We start from the raw sequence: 20,088 nt of genomic DNA on the forward strand, positions 1-20,088 counted from the left end.
GATGCCGGGGTTCGCGCGATGAGGGAGGATTCCGGGTGATGCGGTACTCCATACGAGGGCCCCGTAGGGGCCCCGCACTGATGGCGGCCGCGGTGGCACTGGTCACCGTGGCGGCCTGCTCGAACGGTTCGTCCGCCGGACCGCCCGCCCCCGTCTCCCCGTCGGGGAGCGTTCCGGGCGGCACGGTCACCGGCTCGGCGGCCCCGACATCGGCGCCGCCGCCGAGCCCGACGCCCACCAGGACGTATCCGCTCTCCACCACACCGCAGGTCATCCCGGCGGTCCGGGCCCACCAGGCGGCCCGCGGCCCCGGCTGGAAGCCCGGACCCGGCGCCGGAGTCGTCGTCGCGGCGAAGGACGAGGGCGCGCTCGCCGACGAGGCCCGGCTGATCGCGGGCGAGCTGGGCATCCCGTACCGCGGCGCGGCCGCCCCGGGCCCCGGCGACGTGAGCCTCGCGCTCGGCGGGCAGGGCGGCAGCGAGTCGTACACGCTCGCCGTCCGGGGCGGCCGGGTGTGCATCACCGGGCCGGGCCAGGCGGGCGTCTTCTACGGCACCCGGACGCTGAAACAGTCCGTCAGGTCGACCGGCGCGATACCCGAGGGCACGGTCACCGACGCGCCCGCGAAGCCGCGGCGCGGCCTGATGGTCGACATAGCCCGCAAGTACTTCACCGCCGGCTGGATCGAGGCCCGGCTGCGCGAGATGGCCGACCTCAAGCTCAACGAGCTCGGTCTGCACTTCTCCGACGACCAGGGCTTCCGCATCGCCTCCGACAGCCACCCCGAGGTGGTGTCGGCCCAGCACCTCAGCAAGGCGGAGGTGCGGCGCATCGTCTCCCTCGCGCAGAGCCTGCACATCGCGGTCGTCCCCGAGATCGACTCGCCCGGACACCTCGGCGCGGTCATCGACGCGCACCCGGACCTCCAGCTCGTCAGCGCGACCGGCCGCCGGCCGCGCGGGACCGTCGACATCTCCAACCCGGCCTCCGCGAAGATCGTCGACGAGCTGCTGCGCGAGTACACGGGCCTGTTCCCCGGCGCGTACTGGCACCTCGGCGGCGACGAGTACGTGGCCCTCATGTCGAGCAACCCCGAGGCGACCTATCCGCAGCTCGCCCGCGCCGCCACCGCCGAGTACGGCCCCTCCGGCCGCGTCCAGGACCTGGCCACCGGCTGGCTGAACGCCCGCGCGGCCGTGGTCCGCCCGACCGGCAAGGCGCTGCGCGCCTGGAACGACGGCTTCTTCACCGGCGGCGTGACCAGCCCGGCCAAGGACCTCCAGGTCGCCTACTGGACCGGCGCCGAGAACGGCGCCCGCACGCCGACCTCGTACCTGAGCGCCGGCCGCAGGCTGCTCAACTACAACGACAAGTATCTCTACTACATCCTCGGCCAGCCCCGCGGGCAGACCTATCCCACCGGCCGCCGCATCTACGCGGAGTGGACCCCCCTCGTCCTGCGCGGCACCACCCCGGTCCCGGCGCGCTACGACGCCCAGGTCCTCGGCGGCAGCTTCGCCGTCTGGTGCGACCTCGCCGGCGCCCAGACCCAGGCCCAGGTGGCCGACGGCATCCGGATGCCCTTGACGGCGACGGCGCAGAAGCTGTGGGACGCGCGGCAGCCGCGCCTGAGCTGGGAGGCCTTCAAGGGGCTCGCGGGCCGGGTGCGCTGACCTCTATGCAGCGGGCGACGGCACTGGCATGATTCCGGCCGCGCAGTGACGAAAAAGCGCCCCTCGGCGCAGTAGGGGAAGTACTGCGTCCGCATCGGTGGCGAGGAGGCGGCCATGACGTCCGCGACGAGCACGAGCCTGCTGGAACTGATCGACCGGGCCGACGAGCGGGGCCTTGCCGCCGCCGGGCTCGCCTGCCTGGACCGGTGTCTGCCCGTGTTCGCGCCCGACCGCGCCGACGTGCTGCGGCCCGTGTGGGCGGCGGTGGCGCGCGGGGACGGCGGGGCCTGGGGCGAGGCCGTGGAGAAGGCGCGGGTCGAGCTCGACGGGGGCGGGGCGCAGGGTGACGCGGTGGCCCCGCTTGTCCGCCGGATGCTCGCCGGAGCGCCCGCCGAGTGGGCCGCGGAGCCGCTGCGGGCCTGGGCCCGGGAGTGCTCCGGGGCGGCGCTCGCGGTGCACGAGCGGTACGACGCGACGGAGGCGGGCCCGCTGTTCGCGGGCGAGCTGCGCCGTCAGCAGGCCGTCCTGGAGTCGGCCGCGCACGGCCCGACCGGGCTGCGCCGGGCCCGGGACCTGTCGACGGAGGGCGGGCGCGTCCTGCGTGCGGTCGTCTCACGCAGGGCGCGCACCGCCTGACCCGCTCAGGCCTCGGGCTCCTCGATCGTCAGCGAGCTGATCGCCTCGGTGATCTGCTGCTCGGCCCGCGCCTTGTCGAGGCCGAGACCCGCGAGCGTGCCCTTGCCGTCCTCGAACTCCAGGAGGGCGAGCAGGATGTGCTCGGTGCCCACGTAGTTGTGGCCGAGCCGCAGGGCCTCGCGGAAGGTGAGTTCCAGGACCTTCTTGGAGTCCGCGTCGTACGGGATGAGCGCGGGCACCTCCTCGACGGCCGGCGGCAGCGTCGCGCCGACCGCCTCCCGCAGCCGCTCCAAGGTGACGCCCTGGCCGGTGATCCAGCGCGCCGCGATCCCCTCGGGCTCGGCGAGCAGACCGAGCGCCAGGTGCGCCGGGACCGTCTTGTCGTTGCGGGCGGCGGACGCCTCGTTCTGCGCGGCCATCACCACGTTCCGGGCCCGGGGCGTGAACCGGCTGAAGCCGGCGTTCGGGTCCATCTTCGCCGCGTCCGCCGCGCTGTCGTCCTTGGGGACGAAGCGCTTCTGGACGGCCTGCCGGGTGACGCCCATGCTCTTGCCGATGTCGGTCCAGGAGGCGCCGGCCCGCCTGGCCTGGTCCACGAAGTGGCCGATGAGGTGGTCGGCGACCTCGCCCAGGTGGTCCGCCGCGATGACCGCGTCGGAGAGCTGGTCGAGGGCGTCGTCCGGGTGGGACTTCTTGATCGCGTCGATCAGGTCGTCGAGTCGCACGGGATTGCTCATGCCGAGTGGATTCGTCATGAGTGCAACCTTAGGTTGACAGTCCCGAGGTGTCAACGGCTGGTTGACAGTCCTGTCCGTATGGGTGAGGGAAAAGAAAAAGGGCGCCCTCGGGAGGCGCCCCATAGGAAGACGACCGGGGCCGCCACCCCCCACAGGAGAGGCCCCGGTCGTCGTCCGCGGAGCCGCAGCACGGCCCCGTACTCCCTTCAGCGCCGTGCGTGCGTTTTCTGTCACACCCCGCGTCGCGCCGTGTGTCACGGCATGGGTTGTGCCATGGGGCACGCCCCGCGTCACCCCAGACGAAGTTGTGAGTTGTACAAAGAACCGGACCCGCGTGGACGCGGTGCCCGAACAGGACGTAGCGTTCTGCTGCGCCATGGGCGGCGCGCGGTGACGACCAGCCGCGATGTGCGTGACGACGAACAGGTGTGGGGAGTGCTGGGGGACGAGGCGGAGCTGACGGCCGCAGTGCTCGCCGCGCAGAACGGCGACGAGGACGCCTTCCGTACCGTGTACCGCGCGGTGCATCCCCGGCTCCTCGGCTACATACGCACCCTCGTCGGCGACGCCGACGCCGAGGACGTCGCCTCCGAGAGCTGGCTGCAGATCGCCCGCGACCTCGACCGCTTCGACGGCGACGCCGACCGGTTCCGCGGCTGGGCCGCCCGGATCGCCCGCAACCGCGCCCTCGACCACATCCGGATGCGCGGTCGCCGCCCCGCCGTGGGCGGCGACGAGACAGAACTGACCGACAAGCCCGCCGACTCCGACACCGCGGACGAGGCGATGGAAGCCCTGGCCACCGGCCGCACCATGCACCTCATCGCCCAACTGCCGCAGGACCAGGCCGAGGCCGTCGTCCTGCGCGTCGTCGTCGGCCTGGACGCCAAGAGCGCCGCCGAGACCCTCGGCAAGCGCCCCGGCGCCGTCCGCACCGCCGCCCACCGCGGCCTCAAGAAGCTCGCCGAACTCCTCGGCGCCGCCGGTGCCGACGCCGACACCGCCCAGCTCGACGGCGTACCGCCGCAGCGCGGCCGGCGGACCGGTGCCCCGGATTCCGGACGTGTGACGCAATCGCGCCCGCGGACGCAGAAGGACATGTGATGGCCGACGAGCGGTATGCATGGCTCGACAAGGACGCCGCGGAGCGGTTGCTGCGCGGCGAGGCCGTCGACCCCGGCGACCGGACCGCCCGGGACCAGGCCCGGCTCCTCGCCCGCGCCCTCGAATCGGCCCGTACGCCCACGGCGGCCGCCCTCGGCCCCGACGGCGAACTCCCCGGTGAGGCCGCCGCCCTGGCCGCCTTCCGCAAGGCGTCCGCCGAGCGGGCCGGCGCGGCCGCGACCGCGCCGGGGCATTCCGGATACGCCGACCTCGGCGCCGTCCGGCTCGCCCCGGCCGCCGAGGGGCGCCGCTGGGGACGTTCCCTGCGGTACGGGCTCGCCGCCGCGTTCGCCGCCGTCACGGTCGGCGGGGTCGCCGTCGCCGCCGGCACGGGCGTGCTGCCGCTGACCCGCGATTCCGGGCCCGGCAGTTCGGTCGACGCCGGCAACATCACCGATCCGACCGTCTCCGGCTCGGTCACCGGCGGCACCGGCGGCGAGGTGCCCGGCGTCCCGACGACCGGCCCCGACGGCCGGCCCACCACGCCCGGATCCACCGACGGCCCGGACGCCGCCACGGCGGGCCCCGGCGGCGACACGGCCACGCCCGGTGGCAGCACCGGCGGCCCGGCCACGGGCGACACGGCCGAGCGCGACCGGATCGTCAGGGCCTGCCAGGACTACCGCGCGGGCAAGCTCGCGGACAGCGGCCGGCAGCGGCTCACGGAAGCGCTCAAGAGCGGCGACACCGTCAAGCGCTACTGCGACCGGATCCTCTCCGGCGCCCCGGTCAACACGACCACGCCGTCCACCGGCCGTACGACCTCCGGCTCCGCGAACGGCGGCTCGGGTGACGGTTCCGGCAAAGGGTCCGGCACCGACAAAGGGAGTGGTTCCGGCTCCGACACCGGCAACGGCGACGGCGACGACAAGAGTGACCGAGGCGACCGGGACCGCGATCGCGGATCCGGCGGCTCCGTAGGCTCCGGCGGCGGCCACGGCACGGGCCAGGACAAGGGTGCGGGCCAGGGCGCGGGCCAGGACAAAGGCCACGGCAAGGGCCGCGGCAAGGGCTCCCCGCGTCCGTGACGCACGGCAGGGACCGCTCGCGTTCATAGCGCCGAACCAGCGCCGAAAACCAGGTGTGACACTTTTCGGCTCGCCGACGCAGTACTGAGTGAGCCGACTGGTCATCGGCGAGCGCAAGGAGCCGGGGTTCCCCCCGTACCTTCGGCTCGGCGCACCGGCGCGGGTGGGGCACGTTCCCCCGGTCCCACCCGCGCCCTCTCTCTTCCTCTACGTCACCGGTTCACCGGTTCGGCGCCGTTCACCGGTTCCGCGCCGGTTCACCAGTAGACGACGACCTTGTCCCCGACCTTCACCTGGTCGAACAGCACCGACAGCTTCGCCTTGTCCCGGACGTTGACGCAGCCGTGCGAGGCCCCCGCGTAGCCGCGGGCCGCGAAGTCCGCCGAGTAGTGCACCGCCTGGCCGCGGCTGAAGAACATCGCGTACGGCATCGGCGTGTGGTAGATCGTCGAGGTCCACTCGCGCGCCTTCCACTCCACCTTGAACAGGCCCTCACGGGTCGGCGTGTTCTCCGAGCCGAAGCGCACGTCCATCGACGACACGACCTTGCCGTCGATCATCCAGGCCAGCGTCCTGGTCTCCTTGCTGATGCACATCACCCGGCCGGTCATGCAGCGCGGATCGGGCGTGTCCAGCTTGTTGGTGGTCGACGGCTTCAGCTCCTCCGCGGTCGGCTTCCGCGTGACGGAGAGCAGCGTCTGCCAGGTCGTCTCGTCGACCGAGCCGGTCTCCGGCAGCCCCCGCCGCGCCTGGAACTTCTTCACCGCGGCCGTCGTCAGCTTCCCGTAGAAGCCGGTGGGCGCCCGGTCGAAGAAGTCGAGCTGCCGCAGTCGCGCCTGGAGCTCGCGCACCTGCGCGCTCTCGTCGCCGTCGGTCATCAGGTACTTGGGCTTCGGCTTGCCGGTGGTCGCGGTGGCCGACGGCGTGGGCGACGACGGCTTGTCGTCGGACGTCGCGCTCGCGCTCGCCGACGGGCTGGGCGGCGTGGCGGACGGTGCGGAGGTGGCGGGCGCCTGACTGGCCGTGCCCGTGCCCGTGCCCTTGCCCGGATCCGTACCCGGACCGGAATCGTCGGGCGTGCAGCCGGCGGCCAGTGCCACCACCACGGCGACGGCCGTGCCGGCCAGGATCCCTCTGTTTATGACGGACGACGAACGCTTCATCAGTGCCCCCCGGGACGACGTGTGTACACAAGGGATGGATTCCCGGTCGCGCGCGGTTGCGCACGTGACCGAATCGAGACAGGCATGCTGTGAGGAAGGTCCCAGCGGGCCGCCCTCCTCCCTGTCGTACGGGCGGGGCTACAGTCCGTCGCGAGGATCGGTACCACTGGGTAGCGGTAGCGGTAGCGGGAAGCAGCGGAGGCACAGCACATGGCGCGCGAGTCGGAGTCGGGACTGCCCATCGAACCGGTCTACGGGCCGGACGCCCTGGAGGGCTGGGATCCGGCCGAGAAGCTGGGCGAGCCCGGCGCGTACCCGTTCACCCGCGGTGTGTACCCGTCGATGTACACCGGCCGGCCGTGGACCATGCGCCAGTACGCCGGCTTCGGCACCGCCGTCGAGTCCAACGCCCGCTACAAGCAGCTCATCGACAACGGCACCATGGGCCTGTCCGTCGCCTTCGACCTGCCGACCCAGATGGGCCACGACTCCGACGCGCCCATCGCGCACGGCGAGGTCGGCAAGGTCGGCGTCGCCATCGACTCGATCGAGGACATGCGGGTGCTGTTCGACGGCATCCCGCTGGACAAGGTCTCCACGTCGATGACCATCAACGCCCCCGCCTCGCTCCTGCTGCTGCTCTACCAGCTCGTCGGCGAGGAGCAGGGCGTGCCGGCCGACAAGCTGACCGGCACGATCCAGAACGACGTGCTCAAGGAGTACATCGCCCGCGGCACGTACATCTTCCCGCCGCAGCCCTCGCTGCGGCTGATCGCGGACATCTTCAAGTACTGCAAGGCCGAGATCCCGAAGTGGAACACCATCTCGATCTCCGGCTACCACATGGCCGAGGCCGGCGCCTCGCCCGCGCAGGAGATCGCCTTCACGCTCGCCGACGGCATCGAGTACGTCCGCACCGCGGTCGCCGCCGGCATGGACGTGGACGACTTCGCGCCCCGGCTCTCCTTCTTCTTCGTGGCGCGCACGACCATCCTGGAGGAGGTCGCCAAGTTCCGCGCGGCCCGCCGGATCTGGGCGCGGGTCATGAAGGAGGAGTTCGGCGCCAAGAACCCCAAGTCGCTGATGCTCCGCTTCCACACCCAGACCGCGGGCGTGCAGCTCACCGCGCAGCAGCCCGAGGTCAACCTGGTCCGCGTCGCCGTCCAGGGCCTCGCGGCCGTCCTCGGCGGCACCCAGTCGCTGCACACCAACTCCTTCGACGAGGCCATCGCGCTGCCGACCGACAAGTCGGCCCGGCTCGCGCTGCGCACCCAGCAGGTCCTCGCCTACGAGACCGACGTCACCGCCACCGTCGACCCGTTCGCCGGCAGCTACGTCGTCGAGAAGATGACCGACGACGTCGAGGCCGCGGCGGTCGCCCTGATGGCGAAGGTCGAGGAGCTCGGCGGCGCGGTGCACGCCATCGAGCGCGGCTTCCAGAAGAGCGAGATCGAGCGCTCCGCGTACCGCATCGCGCAGGAGACCGACTCCGGCGAGCGGGTCGTCGTCGGCGTCAACCGCTACACCGTCGACGTCGAGGAGCCCTACGAGCCGCTGCGCGTCGACCCGGCGATCGAGGCCCAGCAGGCCGAGCGCCTCGCCCGGCTGCGCGCCGAGCGCGACCAGGCGGCGGTGGACGCGGCGCTCGCGGAGCTGAAGAAGGCGGCGGAGGGGACGGACAACGTCCTCTACCCGATGAAGGCGGCGCTCAAGGCGCGGGCGACGGTGGGCGAGGTGTGCAACGCGCTGCGCGAGGTATGGGGCACGTACGTCCCGACCGACGCGTTCTGACCCTTTCCGGCCCTTTCCGACCCGTTCCGCCTGTTGAAATTTAAAGCGGAGTGTCGTACCGGTGTGCGACACTCCGCTTCATGCTGGGTGTCACCGATCTGCCGACCTATCTCGCGGGCCTCGTCCTCATCATCCTGCTCCCGGGGCCGAACTCGCTGTACGTGCTGTCCGTCGCCGCCCGCAAGGGCACCCGGACCGGATACAAGGCCGCGGCCGGCGTGTTCACCGGCGACACCATCCTGATGACCCTCGCCGCCCTCGGCGCGGCCTCGCTGCTCCAGACCACGCCGCTGCTCTTCATGATCGTGAAGTACGCGGGCGCCGGTTACCTGGCCTGGATGGCGTACGGGATGCTGCGCGCCGCCCGCGAGATGTGGCGCGCCCGGCACGAGACGGTGACCGACGAGCCCGCCCCGCAGGAGACCGGCGCCGTGGAGCACCCGTACCGCCGGGCGCTGATCATCAGCCTCTTCAACCCCAAGGCGATCCTCTTCCTGATCTCCTTCTTCGTGCAGTTCGTGGACCCGTCGTACGCCTACCCGGCGCTGTCCTTCCTGGTCCTCGGCACCCTGCTGCAGCTCGGCAGCTTCCTCTACCTCACCACCCTCATATTCGGCGGCACCCGCCTCGCCGCCGCCTTCCGCCGCCGCAAGCGCCTCTCCGCGGGCGCGACGACGGCGGCCGGCGCCCTCTTCCTCGGCTTCGCCGCGAAGCTCTCGCTCGCCAGCGCTTGACCCTGACACCGTGTGAGGCCGTTCCGTAGGGGGCGTCATGTTCACCATCGGAGACTTCGCCCGGCACGGGCGGGTGTCGGTCCGCATGCTGCGTCACTACGACGGCATCGGACTGCTGCGCCCGGCCCACGTCGACCCGCACACCGGCTACCGCTTCTACGAGGCGGCGCAGCTCGCCCGGCTCAACCGTGTCATCGCGCTCAAGGAGCTCGGCTTCACCCTGGAACAGGTGCAGTCGATCCTCGACGAGCAGGTGGGGCCGGAGGAGCTGCGCGGGATGCTGCGGCTGCGGCAGGCCGAGCTGGAGACGGCCGTCGCGGAGGCGGCGGCCCGGCTCGCCCGGGTCGGGGAGCGGCTCCGAGCCATCGAGAGCGAGGGACGCATGTCCACGCAGGACGTCGTCGTCAAGAAGGTCCCCGCCGTCCGGGTCGCCGAGCTGAGCGGGATAGCCGCGAGCTTCGGCCCGGAGCACATCGGCCCGGCGATCGGGCCGCTGTACGAGGAGCTGTGCGGCCGCCTGGAGGCCGCCGGGGTCAAGGGCTTCGGGCCCGCCATCGCGTACTACGAGGACGCCGGGCGCGGTGACGGCTCGGTCGTCGTGCACGCCGCGACGACCGTGCCCGAGGGCACGGTCGTGGAGGGTGTGGAGGTGCTCGTCCTGCCCGGGATCGAGGAGGCGGCCACGGTCGTCCACCGCGGTTCGATGGACGGGATCCTGCCGACCGCGCAGACCCTGGCGAGCTGGATCGACACCAACGGCTACGCCTCGGCCGGCTATGCCCGCGAGCTGTACCTGGAGTGCCCGGCGGACGAGTCCCGCTGGGTGACCGAACTCCAGGAGCCGGTCACCCGCGCCTGAGACGCCGGGTGCGGGGGCCGTGCCGGAGGCTCCCGCGCGACCGTCCCGCACCCGGGCCCAGGGGCGCGACCGTCCCACGCCTGAGGCCCCCGCACGCGACCGCCCTGCACCTGGGTCCAGGGCGGTCGCGTCCGCACCTGGCGTCCCGCGCGCGAGCGTCCCGGCCCGTCAGCCCAGTGCCCGGCGCTTCAGCTTCAGCGCGCGGCGGGCGAGGCGGCGCAGGCCGGGGTGGCGGGGGACCGGGAGGCCGCCGGGAAGGCCCAGCGAGGTGAGGCGACGGCGGGTGAAGTGGTGCCGGGTGTCGGCGGCGAGCGGTCCCGACAGGTGTCGTACGGCCGCGTCCCGCAGGTCGGGCCGGATCCTCGGCTGCATCACGAAGCCGACCGCGGCCACCAGGTCCTGGAGCCCGGCCCCGGCGAGGGGCGGCCGGCCGCCCGGCTCCTCCAGGTCGGGAACGAGGGCGTCGACGAGGGCCACCGGCACCCGGTTGCTGTTCTGGTACGGCGTGAGCCGGGCGAGCAGCGGCCGGGTGCCGACCTTCGCGGTCTCGATCCCGTAGAAGGCGCTCGCGGTGAACAGCGCTGTCGAGAAGCAGCCGACCACGAGCGCGGGCCGCAGCTCGCGGTAGAGCACCTCGGCGAGCACCGGGCGGTCCTCGACGGTCAGTTCGGCGCCGAGCGACTCGGCCTCCCGGACCAGCGCCCGGGACCAGGCGTCGGGTGCCGTCGGGTGGGGCTTGAAGACGAGTCGGCGGTGGCCGCGGGCGACCGCGCCGCGCACCATGCGCAGGTGCAGTTCGCCTTCCTCCTCGGCGGTGAGCAGGGAGAGCGCGGCCAGGTACTGCCCGAGCAGCAGCGCCGGGGCCGGGTCCGAGGAGGAGGTCTCGGTGGCCGCGGGACCCGCCAGCTCGTCCACCACCTTGGTGAACGCCTCCGTCGGTACGGTCTCGGCGACCGCCCCGAACTCGGCGAGCAGCAGCGGCGCGAGCCCGGGCACCAGGTCCAGGTGGAGCAGCTGCCGCACCCGCTCGCCGACCAGCGGGTCGATCTTGTTGCGGGTCGGGCCGTAGCTCATCAGGCCGTCCGCGTAGACGCTGATGGACGCGTCCGGGAAGAGCCGGGCGATCGTGAGCGCGGGCGCGACCTGGAGGGACTCGACGGCGAGCTCGATCCGGTCGGTGCCGAGCCCCCACAGCAGCCGCAGATGCCGCTGGAGCATCGGCAGGTCGTCCTGGCGGGGCCGCCAGCCGCCCGGGTGGAGCGGTTCGATCGTCGCGTTCCAGTCCAGGACCTCGTCGAACCGGCCGCGCAGCCGCTCGAAGCCGGGCATCCGGTCGAGCGGGGTGGTGGTCTCGGGCACGGCCGCGTTGGTGGAGACCAGGAGCACCCGCCGGTCGGCCGGGCCGAAGCAGCCGCTGTCGAGGGCGGCGGCCAGGGTGGCGGCGCCGTAGAGGGTGGAGGCGTAGAAGATCTGGGTGGTCTTGGCGGTGCTGCGCACGGGGGTGGTGCTCATGCGGCGTTCGTCTCCAGGGGGGCCGGTGCGGGGGCGGGGCGGCGGCGCTTGAGCCGGCGCAGCGGACCCGCCCGGTCCTCGCCCATCGCCGTCAGGGCCTCGGCGAGGACGTCCTGCGGCATCCTGCGCAGTGCGCCCGCGCTCATCGCCCGCAATTTCCGGCCCACTTCGGGTTCGAATTTCGCCATGGTGTTGAGGTGGTGGGAAATCACCGCGCAATACGTGCGAACGGCCTTCGGGAGCAGCCGGTCCGCTTCCGGATCCCGCCGCGTTTCCTCGATCACCTGGTCGAAAGCGCGAATGAAATCGAGCTGTCGGACATCGCCGATCTGGGTGAGCGAGGTGGCCACTCCGCGGCGGTAGAAGATGCCGAGTTCGCCGGTGACGGCGAAGGATTCCGCCTCGCGGTGCAGCCGCCAGATCCACGGCCGGTCCTCGGCCGTGCGCAGGCCGTGCGTGAAGTGCAGCAGTCCGCGGTCGAGCAGCCGCCGGTGGTAGAGCCCGGCCCAGGCGTACGGGTAGTCCACGGAGGTGGTGCGGTCGGCCGGCAGGATCGCGTCGCGCGGCCGCAGGACCTCGCCGCGGCGCCCGACCGGCACCTGCCGCACGGACCGGGTCCGGCCGGTCACCCGGACGTGGTCGGCGCGCAGGAAGTCGCAGTCCAGCTCGTCCATGGTGGCGACGAGCCGCGCGTAGAAGCCGGGGGACAGCCAGTCGTCGCCGTCGAGAAAGGCCAGGTAGGAGCCCCGGGCCGCGTCGAGGCCGGTGTTGCGGGCGGTGGCGAGGCCCTCGTTGCGCTGGTGCCGGATCAGCCGGGCCCCCGGGATCTCGCGCTCGGCGCGCGCCAGGATCTCCGCGGTCCCGTCCGTCGAACAGTCGTCGACGAGAAGGAACTCGAAGTCCTCGCGGGCGTTCGCGCGCAGGCTTCTGAGGGCGTCGGGGGCGTATGTCTGCACGTTGTAGAACGGCACGACGACGGAGAGCTTGACCACGCAACGGACGCTAGGCGCCGCCCCGGCATTCGTCCTGACCGACAAGGGGACACCCGGTGAACACGAAGCGGCGGACCCCTTAACCGGCCCGGTCCCGGGCCCCTTTCTGTCCGTTTCCAGTGAGGCGTCTTGGCGCTGTTAACCATTTGTTGTGGCCCAGTTGGGCCGCGAATCCCCGAGTCCTCCTAGCGTCCTCGACGTGCCATCACGTACCGAACGAGCGGTGCGCGTCGCCGTTCTCGCCGACTCCGACACCCGGTGGAAATGGGGCGTGCTCACCGCACGCAGAATCTCTCCCGAGGTCTCTCCCGGGATCTCTCCCGAATCCGCGGCCCTCACCGGTTTCGTCCTGCGCGGCCGCGCCACCCCCACCACCCGTCAGCTCGCCGAGACCGGGGTGTCCGACACCGCCCCGCGCGAGGTGACGGGCGCGGAGTTCCTGCGTGAGGTACGGGACGCGGGCGTACGCGGCGAGGGATACGACGTGATCGTGCTCGCCCTCGTCGGCGGCACCGTCCGCGCCGTCCTCCAGGGCCTCGCCGAACTCGGCCTGGAGCGCCGCCCGGTGATCGTCACCGGCTATGTGGGCGTGGTCTACGAGAAGCTCGCCGACGGCCTGCTGCTGCGCCACGGCGCCGATGTCGTGCTCGCCAACTCCCGCCACGACGCGGAGCGTTTCCGTGCCGTGTACGAGGGCGTCGGCGCCGACCCGCACGCGGTCGTCGAGGCGGCCCTGCCCTTCCTCGGCGGCGCCCCGCACAGGCCGGAGCCCGGCCGCGACACCCTGGTCTTCGCCGCGCAGCCCTCCGTGCCCGTCACGAAGGCCGAACGCGCCTACGTGCTGCGCCGGCTGGTAGAGCACGCCCGGCTGCGCCCGGACCGCGAGGTGCTGCTCAAGCTGCGCTCCAAGCCCGGCGAACACACCACGCACCTGGAGGAGTTCCCGTACCAGCGACTGGTGCGCGACCTCTCGGTGCCGCCCAACTTCCGCCTCGTGTACGGGCACATGGGCGAGGTCCTGGACCGCACCGACCTGCTGGTCACCGTGTCCTCCACGGCCGCCCTCGAAGCGCTGCACCGGCGGATCCCGACCGCGGTCCTCACCGACCTCGGCGTGCGCGAGGTGCTCGGCAACCACCACTTCATCGGCTCCGGCCTGCTCACCTCGTTCGACGCGCTCGACAAGGGCGCCGCGCCCGAGCCCGACGAGCAGTGGCTGGCCCGGCAGGGCGTGGGTGCGGACGGCGCGTACGAGAGGGCCTTCGACGCGGCCCGGGCGCGCGTCGCCGAACTGCTCGACGGACCGGCGCTGCCGCCGATCGCCCCGTACTACACGGACGCGACCGCCGGCGGCTATCTGCCCGGCATCCTCGCCCGCCACCGCCTCGACGTGACCGCCCCCGAGCCCCGCGAGAGCGGCGTACGCCGGATCGTCCGCGAGGTGGCGCGCGGCGCCTACCGCCACGGCGTGCAGCGCGTGGCCCCTGTCATCCGACGCCTGGGAGAACTGTGATGCCCGTTCCGACCGTGCTCGCCGTCATCCCCGCGCGGGGCGGCTCCAAGGGCGTCCCCGGCAAGAACCTCTCCCCGGTCGCCGGGATCCCGCTGGTCGGCCGCGCCGTCCGGGCGTGCCTCGGGGCCGCCGCCGTCACCGACGTCGTCGTCTCCACCGACGACTCCGGCATCGCGGACGCGGCCCGCGCGTTCGGCGCGGAGGCGGTCCGCCGACCTGCCGAGCTGTCCGGCGACACCGCCAGCAGCGAGTCGGCCGTGCTGCACGCCATGGACGCCTTCGAGGCGACCCACGGCCGCGCCGCCGACGTCGTGCTGCTCGTCCAGTGCACCAGCCCGTTCCTCGGCGCCGCCGAGGTCGACGAGACCGTCCGCCGGATCACCGAGGGCGCCGCCGACACCGCGTTCACGGCCGCCCCCAGCCACGGCTTCCTCTGGCGCGAGGCCGAGGGCGGGGCCACCGGGGTCAACCACGACAAGGCGCACCGGCCGCGCCGCCAGGACCGGGAGCCGGAGTACCTGGAGACCGGCGCCGTCTACGCGATGGCAGCCGACGGCTTCCGTACCCACCGGCACCGCTTCTTCGGCCGCACCGAACTCGTCGTCACCGACCCGGCGCGGGCCCTGGAGATCGACGACCCGCACGACCTGGCCCGGGCCCGGGCGCTCGCCCCGCTGCTCGACACGCCCGTCACGCCGACGGTCGCGGACGTCGACGCGGTCGTCCTCGACTTCGACGGCACCCAGACCGACGACCGCGTGCACATCGACGCCGACGGGCGGGAGTTCGTCTCCGTGCACCGCGGCGACGGCCTCGGCATCGCCGCCCTGCGCAAGGCCGGCGTCCCGCTGCTGATCCTGTCGACCGAGCAGAACCCGGTCGTCGCGGCCCGCGCCCGCAAGCTCCGGATCCCGGTGCTGCACGGCGTGGACCGCAAGGACCTCGCGCTCAAGCAGTGGTGCGACGAGCAGGGCGTGGACCCGCAGCGCGTGCTCTACGCCGGCAACGACGTCAACGACCTGCCCTGCTTCCACCTCGTCGGCTGGCCCGTCGCGGTGGGCAGCGCCCACGACTCCGTACGGGCCGCGGCCCGCGCGGTCACGGACACCCCCGGCGGCTCCGGAGCGATCCGCGAGATCGCCGCCTGGCTCCTCGGACCCGAGCTCACCATCCCCGAGCCCCGCACCCCCTGAGCCCCACACCCCGACGCATAAGGAACCACCATCATGAGCAACCGTCTTCGCACCCTCGGCAGCAAGACCGCCGGCCCGGGCATGCCCGTCTACATCACCGGTGAGATCGGCATCAACCACAACGGCGACCTGAACAACGCCTTCGCGCTCATCGACGCGGCCGCCGAGGCGGGCTGTGACGCCGTCAAGTTCCAGAAGCGCACTCCCGAGATCTGCACCCCGCGCGACCAGTGGGACATCGAGCGCGACACGCCCTGGGGCCGGATGACGTACATCGACTACCGCCACCGCGTCGAGTTCGGCGAGGACGAGTACCGCGCGATCGACGAGCACTGCAAGAAGCGCGGCATCGACTGGTTCGCCTCCCCGTGGGACAACGAGGCCGTCGCCTTCCTGGAGAAGTTCGACGTCCCCGCGCACAAGGTGGCCTCCGCCTCGCTCACCGACGACGAGCTGCTGCGCGAGCTGCGCGCCACCGGCCGCACGGTGATCCTCTCCACCGGCATGTCCACGCCGAAGCAGATCCGCCACGCGGTGGAGGTCCTGGGCAGCGACAACATCCTGCTCTGCCACGCCACCTCCACCTACCCGGCCAAGGCCGAGGAGCTCAACCTGCGCGTCATCCAGACGCTGCAGGAGGAGTACCCGAACGTGCCGATCGGCTACTCCGGCCACGAGACCGGCCTCCAGACCACGCTCGCCGCGGTCGCCCTCGGTGCCGCATTCGTCGAGCGCCACATCACCCTCGACCGCGCGATGTGGGGCTCCGACCAGGCCGCCTCCGTCGAGCCGCAGGGCCTGCAGCGCCTGGTCCGCGACATCCGCACGATCGAGACCGCGCTCGGCGACGGCGTGAAGAAGGTCTACGAGTCGGAGCTCGGCCCGATGAAGAAGCTCCGCCGCGTCCAGGGGCTCGTCTCCGCATGACCGGCCAGCTGGCGTTCGTCGAGAGCCCGGTCCAGCTTCTGAACGTCCTGGAATGGGCCCACAACACCGCCCTCCGGGACCCCCGCCCCCGCCTCCACTCCGTCCCCCGCCAGCCGAACCGCCGGCGGAACGGAGCGGCGGGCACCGCCAACGCGCTCGGCGCGGCGCCCACGCCGGGCATCGGCCATGTGCCCGGCACGGGGACCGCCGGGGCCTCCGGCGCCGCGGCGCGTGCAGGCGCGGGCAGCCCCGCCGCGCCCGCCGCAGGCGACGAACCCAGCACCGTCCACGCCGCCTCGGCGGCCCGCCCGGAGGCCGCGGGCACGGTCCGCCTGCCTGTGCAGGCCGACGCGCCCGTCCCCGTCCCCGCCCCCGCCGCCGAAGGCGGCCCCGGCGGCCCTGCCGCTCGTCCCTCCCTTGCCGGTCTTCGGCTCACCGTCGTCGTCCTCTCGCCCACCGACCCCATGTCCCGCGGCCAGCTGCGCCGGATGGCGCAGATCGCGCGGGACGAGGGCGTCACGGTGAAGTGGCAGGACGCCCGGCAGGGGAAGGGGGCGGTGGTACGGACGCTGCGGGAGCTCGCCGGGCCGTTGCGGGCGGCGGAGCGGGTGATCGTGGGGGATCCGTTCTCGCGCTACGTGCAGCTGTTGCTCGGGCTGTACGGACCCCGCCACGTCACCGTCGTCGACGACGGCACCGCCACCATGGAGTTCGCCGCCCAACTCGCGCGCGGCGAGCGCCTGGTGCGCTGGCACCGGCGGGGGAGCCGCGGGCCGCGCGAGCTGGTGCTCGCGCCGGTGACGAGGATGGCGCGCCGCAAGCTCGCGCCCGGCCGCCGCCGCACCGTGGAGATCTTCACCTCGCTGCCGGTCGAGCCGCCCCCCGGCACCACCGTCACCGTCAACGACTTCGCGTGGACGAAGGCCGCCTTCGGCCCGCCCCGGATCACCCGCGGCGCCGACCTCGTCGGCACCTCCCTCGTCGAGACGGGCGTGATCGACGTCGACGAGTACCTGCGGGCCGTGGCCGTCCTCGCCCGCACCCACGGCGCCACCCGCTACTTCGCGCACCGCCGCGAGGCCACCGACAAGCTGCACCGCATCGCGGTCGAGACCGGCCTCGAGGTGGTCCGCCCCGATCTGCCGCTGGAGCTGATCGCCCGCCGCGGGCCCATCGGCCGCATCGTCGTCAGCTTTCCGTCCACGGTCGTGCACACGCTGCCACTGGCGCTCCAGGGCACCGGCGTGAAGGTCGCCGTATGCGAGATCGCGCCCGAGTGGATAAAGGAGAACGCCTCTCCGCGCGCCCAGGGCTTCCTGGCCGGCGTGGCCGGCACCGCGACCCTCACCGAGCGGCTCGAATTCGGCTGAGCTTACCCACACAGGGTGACCCCCATGCACGCGGAACGCGATTTCTTTCCCCTAACGGGCTGAACTTTTCGTGATCAAGGGCCAGTTGATCTACGGAGGGGCTTACCCTTCAAAAGGTGAACCAGTTGAAGTCCCGTGAGCCCGGCCCCGACGCGGCGCCCGCAGCCCTGCCCGGAACGCTGTCCGAATCCCTGCGTGCCGAACTGATCGCGTTCCGCCGGGATTTGCACATGCACCCCGAGCTGGGCAACCAGGAGTTCCGCACCACCGCCGTGCTCAAGGCCCGCCTGGAGGCGGCCGGGCTGCGCCCGAGAGTGCTCCCCTCCGGCACCGGGCTCGTCTGCGACATCGGGACCTGGGACCGCGGGCGGCCCATGCTGGCGATCCGCGGCGACCTCGACGCGCTGCCCATCCCGGACGTCAAGACCGTCCCGTACCGCTCCACCGAGCCCAACCGCGCGCACGCCTGCGGCCACGACGTCCACACCACCGCCACCCTGGGCGCCGGACTCGTGCTCGCCGAGCTCGACCGCCAGGGCCGCCTCCCCGCGGCCGTACGGCTGATCTTCCAGCCCGCCGAGGAGGTGCTGCCCGGCGGCGCCGCCGACGCCATCGAGAACGGTGTCCTGGACGGCGTCGGGCGGATCATCGCCGTGCACTGCGACCCGCGCGTCGACGCCGGGAAGATCGGGCTGCGGGCCGGCCCGATCACCTCCGCCTGCGACCGCCTGGAGGTCACCCTCGACGGCCCCGGCGGTCACACCGCCCGCCCGCACCTGACCACCGACCTGGTCACCGCCGCCGCCCGCGTCGCCGTCGACGTGCCCGCCGTGCTCGCCCGCCGGGTCGACGCCCGCTCCGGCATGTCGGTCACCTGGGGCCGGATCGAGGCCGGTCACGCGCCCAACGTCATCCCGCAGGCCGCCGCGCTCTCCGGCACCGTCCGCTGCCTCGACCTGCCGGCCTGGCGCGACGCCCCGGACCTGGTGCACGCGGCCATCGACGAGATCGCGACCCTGCACCGGGCCAAGTCGACCGTCGACTACGTGCGCGGTGTCCCGCCGGTCGTCAACGACCCGGTCGTCACCGAGCTGCTGCGCGACGCGATGAGCGCCCGGCGCGGCCCGTACGCCGTCGAGGACACCGAGCAGTCCCTCGGTGGCGAGGACTTCTCCTGGTACCTGGAGCACGTCCCCGGCGCCATGGCCCGGCTCGGCGTCCGCACCCCCGGCGACACCCGGGTCCGCGACCTGCACGCGGGCGACTTCGACGTCGACGAAAGGGCCATCGCGGTCGCCGTGGAGCTCTTCACGGCAGCGGCCCTCATCGACGCCGCTCCCAAGCCCTGACGAGGGCGCGCAGGGAAACGTCGAATTCCGGACTTAAGTACGACTTAATACGGGGCCGGGCGCCGTTCAGCCGTCCGGCCCAGCGTCCGGCGTGTCCCTCCGGTGCCCGGCCCGCGGGCCCGTACCAGCGTGTATGACGGGCCGTATCGGGGCGGACGCCGGGGGTGTCCGTCCTGGCCGGTTCGCGTCGATCCGATAACGACTCATGAACGGGTCTTTAACTGACATCTACGCGCGTTACGATCGCCGCGAAACCAGCGCCGGAAGAGGCGCTTTCGGTCAGTCTTGAAAGGACCTCCTCTTGCGCCGGATCACCAGGATCACCACCGTGGGCATCGCCTCCGCGGCGCTTGCGCTCACCGCCACCGCGTGCGGCAAGTCCTCCACCTCGGGTTCCAGCAACCCCTCGGCCTCCGGCCAGGTCAAGGCCGCCATCGCCTACGACATCGGCGGCCGTGGCGACCAGTCCTTCAACGACGCCGCCTACGCGGGTCTGCAGCAGGCGGAGAAGGAGCTCGGCGCCAAGGGTGCCGAGGCCGAGCCGTCGCAGGGTGAGAGCGACGCCGACAAGGTGCAGCGCCTGACCGCCCTGGCCCGCGCCGGGAACAACCCGGTCATCGGCGTCGGCTTCTCCTACGCCCCGGCCATCGCGAAGGTCGCCAAGTCCTTCCCGAAGACCACCTTCGGCCTGATCGACGACACGTCGCAGACCGGCCCGAACATCGCCAACCTCGTCTTCAACGAGGAGCAGGGCTCCTACCTGGCCGGCGTCGCCGCCGCCAAGGCGTCCAAGACCGGCACGGTCGGCTTCATCGGCGGTGTCGAGGTTCCGCTGATCAAGAAGTTCGAGGCGGGCTTCACCCAGGGCGTCAAGGACACCAACCCCAAGGCGAAGGTGCTCACCCAGTACCTGACCCAGCCCCCGAACTTCGACGGCTTCTCGAAGCCGGACCTCGGCAAGGCCGCCGCGCAGGGCCAGCTCGACAAGGGCGCCGACGTGATCTACGCCGCCGCCGGTCTCGCCGGCTCCGGCTCGATCGAGGCCACCGCCACCGCCGGCAAGTGGGCCATCGGCGTCGACTCGGACCAGTACAACCAGAAGGGTCTGGCCCAGTACAAGGACCACATCCTGACGTCGGTCACCAAGAACGTCCAGGGCTCCGTCTTCAACCTGATCAAGTCGGTCAAGGACGGCAAGCCGCAGACCGGTGAGGTCCGCTACGGCCTCGCGACGGACGGCGTCGGCCTGGCCACGTCCAACCCGGCGTACTCCAGCATGACCGACATGGTCGCCGCCGTGGACAAGGCGAAGCAGGCGATCGTCGACGGCAAGATCACGGTCAAGACCACGCCGTAACGGCACCCGGGTCACGACCCAGGCCCGCGGGCCCGGCGACGGTGGCAGTCCACCCGAGCCGGGCCCCGAGCCCATTTCCCGTACGGGTTT

17 protein-coding genes are annotated in these 20,088 nt (G+C 72.7%); 13 read left to right on the plus strand and 4 right to left on the minus strand.

The genetic code is table 11. From position 1 onward, the window contains the following. Positions 1 to 80 precede the first annotated feature (80 nt). Positions 81 to 1,673: a beta-N-acetylhexosaminidase gene (locus ACWEV0_RS05440; protein WP_453146686.1), complete on the plus strand. Its 1,593-nt coding sequence runs from the start codon at positions 81 to 83 to the stop codon at positions 1,671 to 1,673. A 114-nt stretch (positions 1,674 to 1,787) separates the two neighbouring features. Continuing rightward, the gene (locus ACWEV0_RS05445; RefSeq protein ID WP_453146687.1) at positions 1,788 to 2,309 is read left to right on the plus strand and encodes a hypothetical protein; all 522 of its coding nucleotides are present in this window, start codon (positions 1,788 to 1,790) and stop codon (positions 2,307 to 2,309) included. 5 nt (positions 2,310 to 2,314) lie between these two features. Here the strand turns inward: ACWEV0_RS05445 and ACWEV0_RS05450 are convergent, their stop codons facing one another. Continuing rightward, on the minus strand, positions 2,315 to 3,064 hold the full coding sequence (locus ACWEV0_RS05450; protein ID WP_453146688.1) for a Clp protease N-terminal domain-containing protein: 750 nt from the start codon (positions 3,062 to 3,064) through the stop codon (positions 2,315 to 2,317). Between the two features lie 417 nt (positions 3,065 to 3,481). On the opposite strand from ACWEV0_RS05450, the gene ACWEV0_RS05455 reads away from it, so the two are divergent. Both ACWEV0_RS05455 and ACWEV0_RS05460 read left to right on the plus strand, forming a co-directional pair. Beyond that, positions 3,482 to 4,150 carry an RNA polymerase sigma factor gene (locus ACWEV0_RS05455; protein ID WP_453146798.1) on the plus strand — a complete coding sequence of 223 codons (669 nt, stop codon included), beginning with the start codon at positions 3,482 to 3,484 and terminating at the stop codon, positions 4,148 to 4,150. Further along, the gene (locus tag ACWEV0_RS05460; protein WP_453146690.1) at positions 4,150 to 5,238 is read left to right on the plus strand and encodes a hypothetical protein; all 1,089 of its coding nucleotides are present in this window, start codon (positions 4,150 to 4,152) and stop codon (positions 5,236 to 5,238) included. The genes ACWEV0_RS05455 and ACWEV0_RS05460 overlap by 1 nt, the downstream gene beginning before the upstream one ends. A 257-nt stretch (positions 5,239 to 5,495) precedes the next feature. Here ACWEV0_RS05460 and ACWEV0_RS05465 read toward each other — a convergent pair whose 3' ends face one another. Further along, on the minus strand, positions 5,496 to 6,401 hold the full coding sequence (locus ACWEV0_RS05465; RefSeq protein ID WP_453146691.1) for a L,D-transpeptidase family protein: 906 nt from the start codon (positions 6,399 to 6,401) through the stop codon (positions 5,496 to 5,498). A gap of 210 nt (positions 6,402 to 6,611) precedes the next feature. Between ACWEV0_RS05465 and ACWEV0_RS05470 the strand changes: the two genes are divergently transcribed. The 3 genes from ACWEV0_RS05470 (at position 6,612) to ACWEV0_RS05480 (ending at position 9,785) form a co-directional block, all read left to right on the plus strand. After that, complete coding sequence (locus tag ACWEV0_RS05470; RefSeq protein ID WP_453146693.1) at positions 6,612 to 8,192, plus strand: acyl-CoA mutase large subunit family protein; 1,581 nt, start codon at positions 6,612 to 6,614, stop codon at positions 8,190 to 8,192. An 80-nt stretch (positions 8,193 to 8,272) separates the two neighbouring features. Next, the gene (gene leuE, locus ACWEV0_RS05475) at positions 8,273 to 8,926 is read left to right on the plus strand and encodes a leucine efflux protein LeuE (RefSeq protein ID WP_453146695.1); all 654 of its coding nucleotides are present in this window, start codon (positions 8,273 to 8,275) and stop codon (positions 8,924 to 8,926) included. A 37-nt stretch (positions 8,927 to 8,963) separates the two neighbouring features. Next, a complete protein-coding gene (locus tag ACWEV0_RS05480; RefSeq protein ID WP_453146697.1) occupies positions 8,964 to 9,785 on the plus strand; it encodes a MerR family transcriptional regulator in 822 nt (273 codons plus the stop codon). 168 nt (positions 9,786 to 9,953) lie between these two features. Here the strand turns inward: ACWEV0_RS05480 and ACWEV0_RS05485 are convergent, their stop codons facing one another. Continuing rightward, positions 9,954 to 11,297, minus strand: coding sequence for an alpha-2,8-polysialyltransferase family protein (locus tag ACWEV0_RS05485; RefSeq protein WP_453146698.1), 1,344 nt, complete (start codon positions 11,295 to 11,297; stop codon positions 9,954 to 9,956). Then, the gene (locus ACWEV0_RS05490; protein ID WP_453146700.1) at positions 11,294 to 12,289 is read right to left on the minus strand and encodes a glycosyltransferase family 2 protein; all 996 of its coding nucleotides are present in this window, start codon (positions 12,287 to 12,289) and stop codon (positions 11,294 to 11,296) included. Before ACWEV0_RS05490 ends, ACWEV0_RS05485 begins: the two co-directional genes overlap by 4 nt. Positions 12,290 to 12,488: 199 nt before the next feature. On the opposite strand from ACWEV0_RS05490, the gene ACWEV0_RS05495 reads away from it, so the two are divergent. The 6 genes from ACWEV0_RS05495 (at position 12,489) to ACWEV0_RS05520 (ending at position 19,998) form a co-directional block, all read left to right on the plus strand. Beyond that, a complete protein-coding gene (locus ACWEV0_RS05495; protein WP_453146702.1) occupies positions 12,489 to 13,802 on the plus strand; it encodes a DUF6716 putative glycosyltransferase in 1,314 nt (437 codons plus the stop codon). After that, positions 13,802 to 14,995 (plus strand): cytidylyltransferase domain-containing protein, encoded by a 1,194-nt coding sequence (locus ACWEV0_RS05500; protein WP_453146703.1) that lies wholly within the window; start codon positions 13,802 to 13,804, stop codon positions 14,993 to 14,995. The genes ACWEV0_RS05495 and ACWEV0_RS05500 overlap by 1 nt, the downstream gene beginning before the upstream one ends. A 33-nt stretch (positions 14,996 to 15,028) precedes the next feature. After that, positions 15,029 to 15,922, plus strand: a complete 894-nt coding sequence (locus ACWEV0_RS05505) for an N-acetylneuraminate synthase family protein (RefSeq protein WP_453146705.1) — start codon at positions 15,029 to 15,031, stop codon at positions 15,920 to 15,922. Between the two features lie 338 nt (positions 15,923 to 16,260). Further along, positions 16,261 to 17,292 (plus strand): hypothetical protein, encoded by a 1,032-nt coding sequence (locus ACWEV0_RS05510; protein ID WP_453146800.1) that lies wholly within the window; start codon positions 16,261 to 16,263, stop codon positions 17,290 to 17,292. Positions 17,293 to 17,408: 116 nt separating this feature from the next. Then, a complete protein-coding gene (locus ACWEV0_RS05515) occupies positions 17,409 to 18,641 on the plus strand; it encodes an amidohydrolase (protein WP_453146707.1) in 1,233 nt (410 codons plus the stop codon). Positions 18,642 to 18,942: 301 nt separating this feature from the next. Continuing rightward, a complete protein-coding gene (locus ACWEV0_RS05520) occupies positions 18,943 to 19,998 on the plus strand; it encodes a BMP family lipoprotein (RefSeq protein WP_453146709.1) in 1,056 nt (351 codons plus the stop codon). Positions 19,999 to 20,088: the final 90 nt, after the last annotated feature.

Source organism: Streptomyces sp. NPDC003943 (assembly GCF_053605265.1).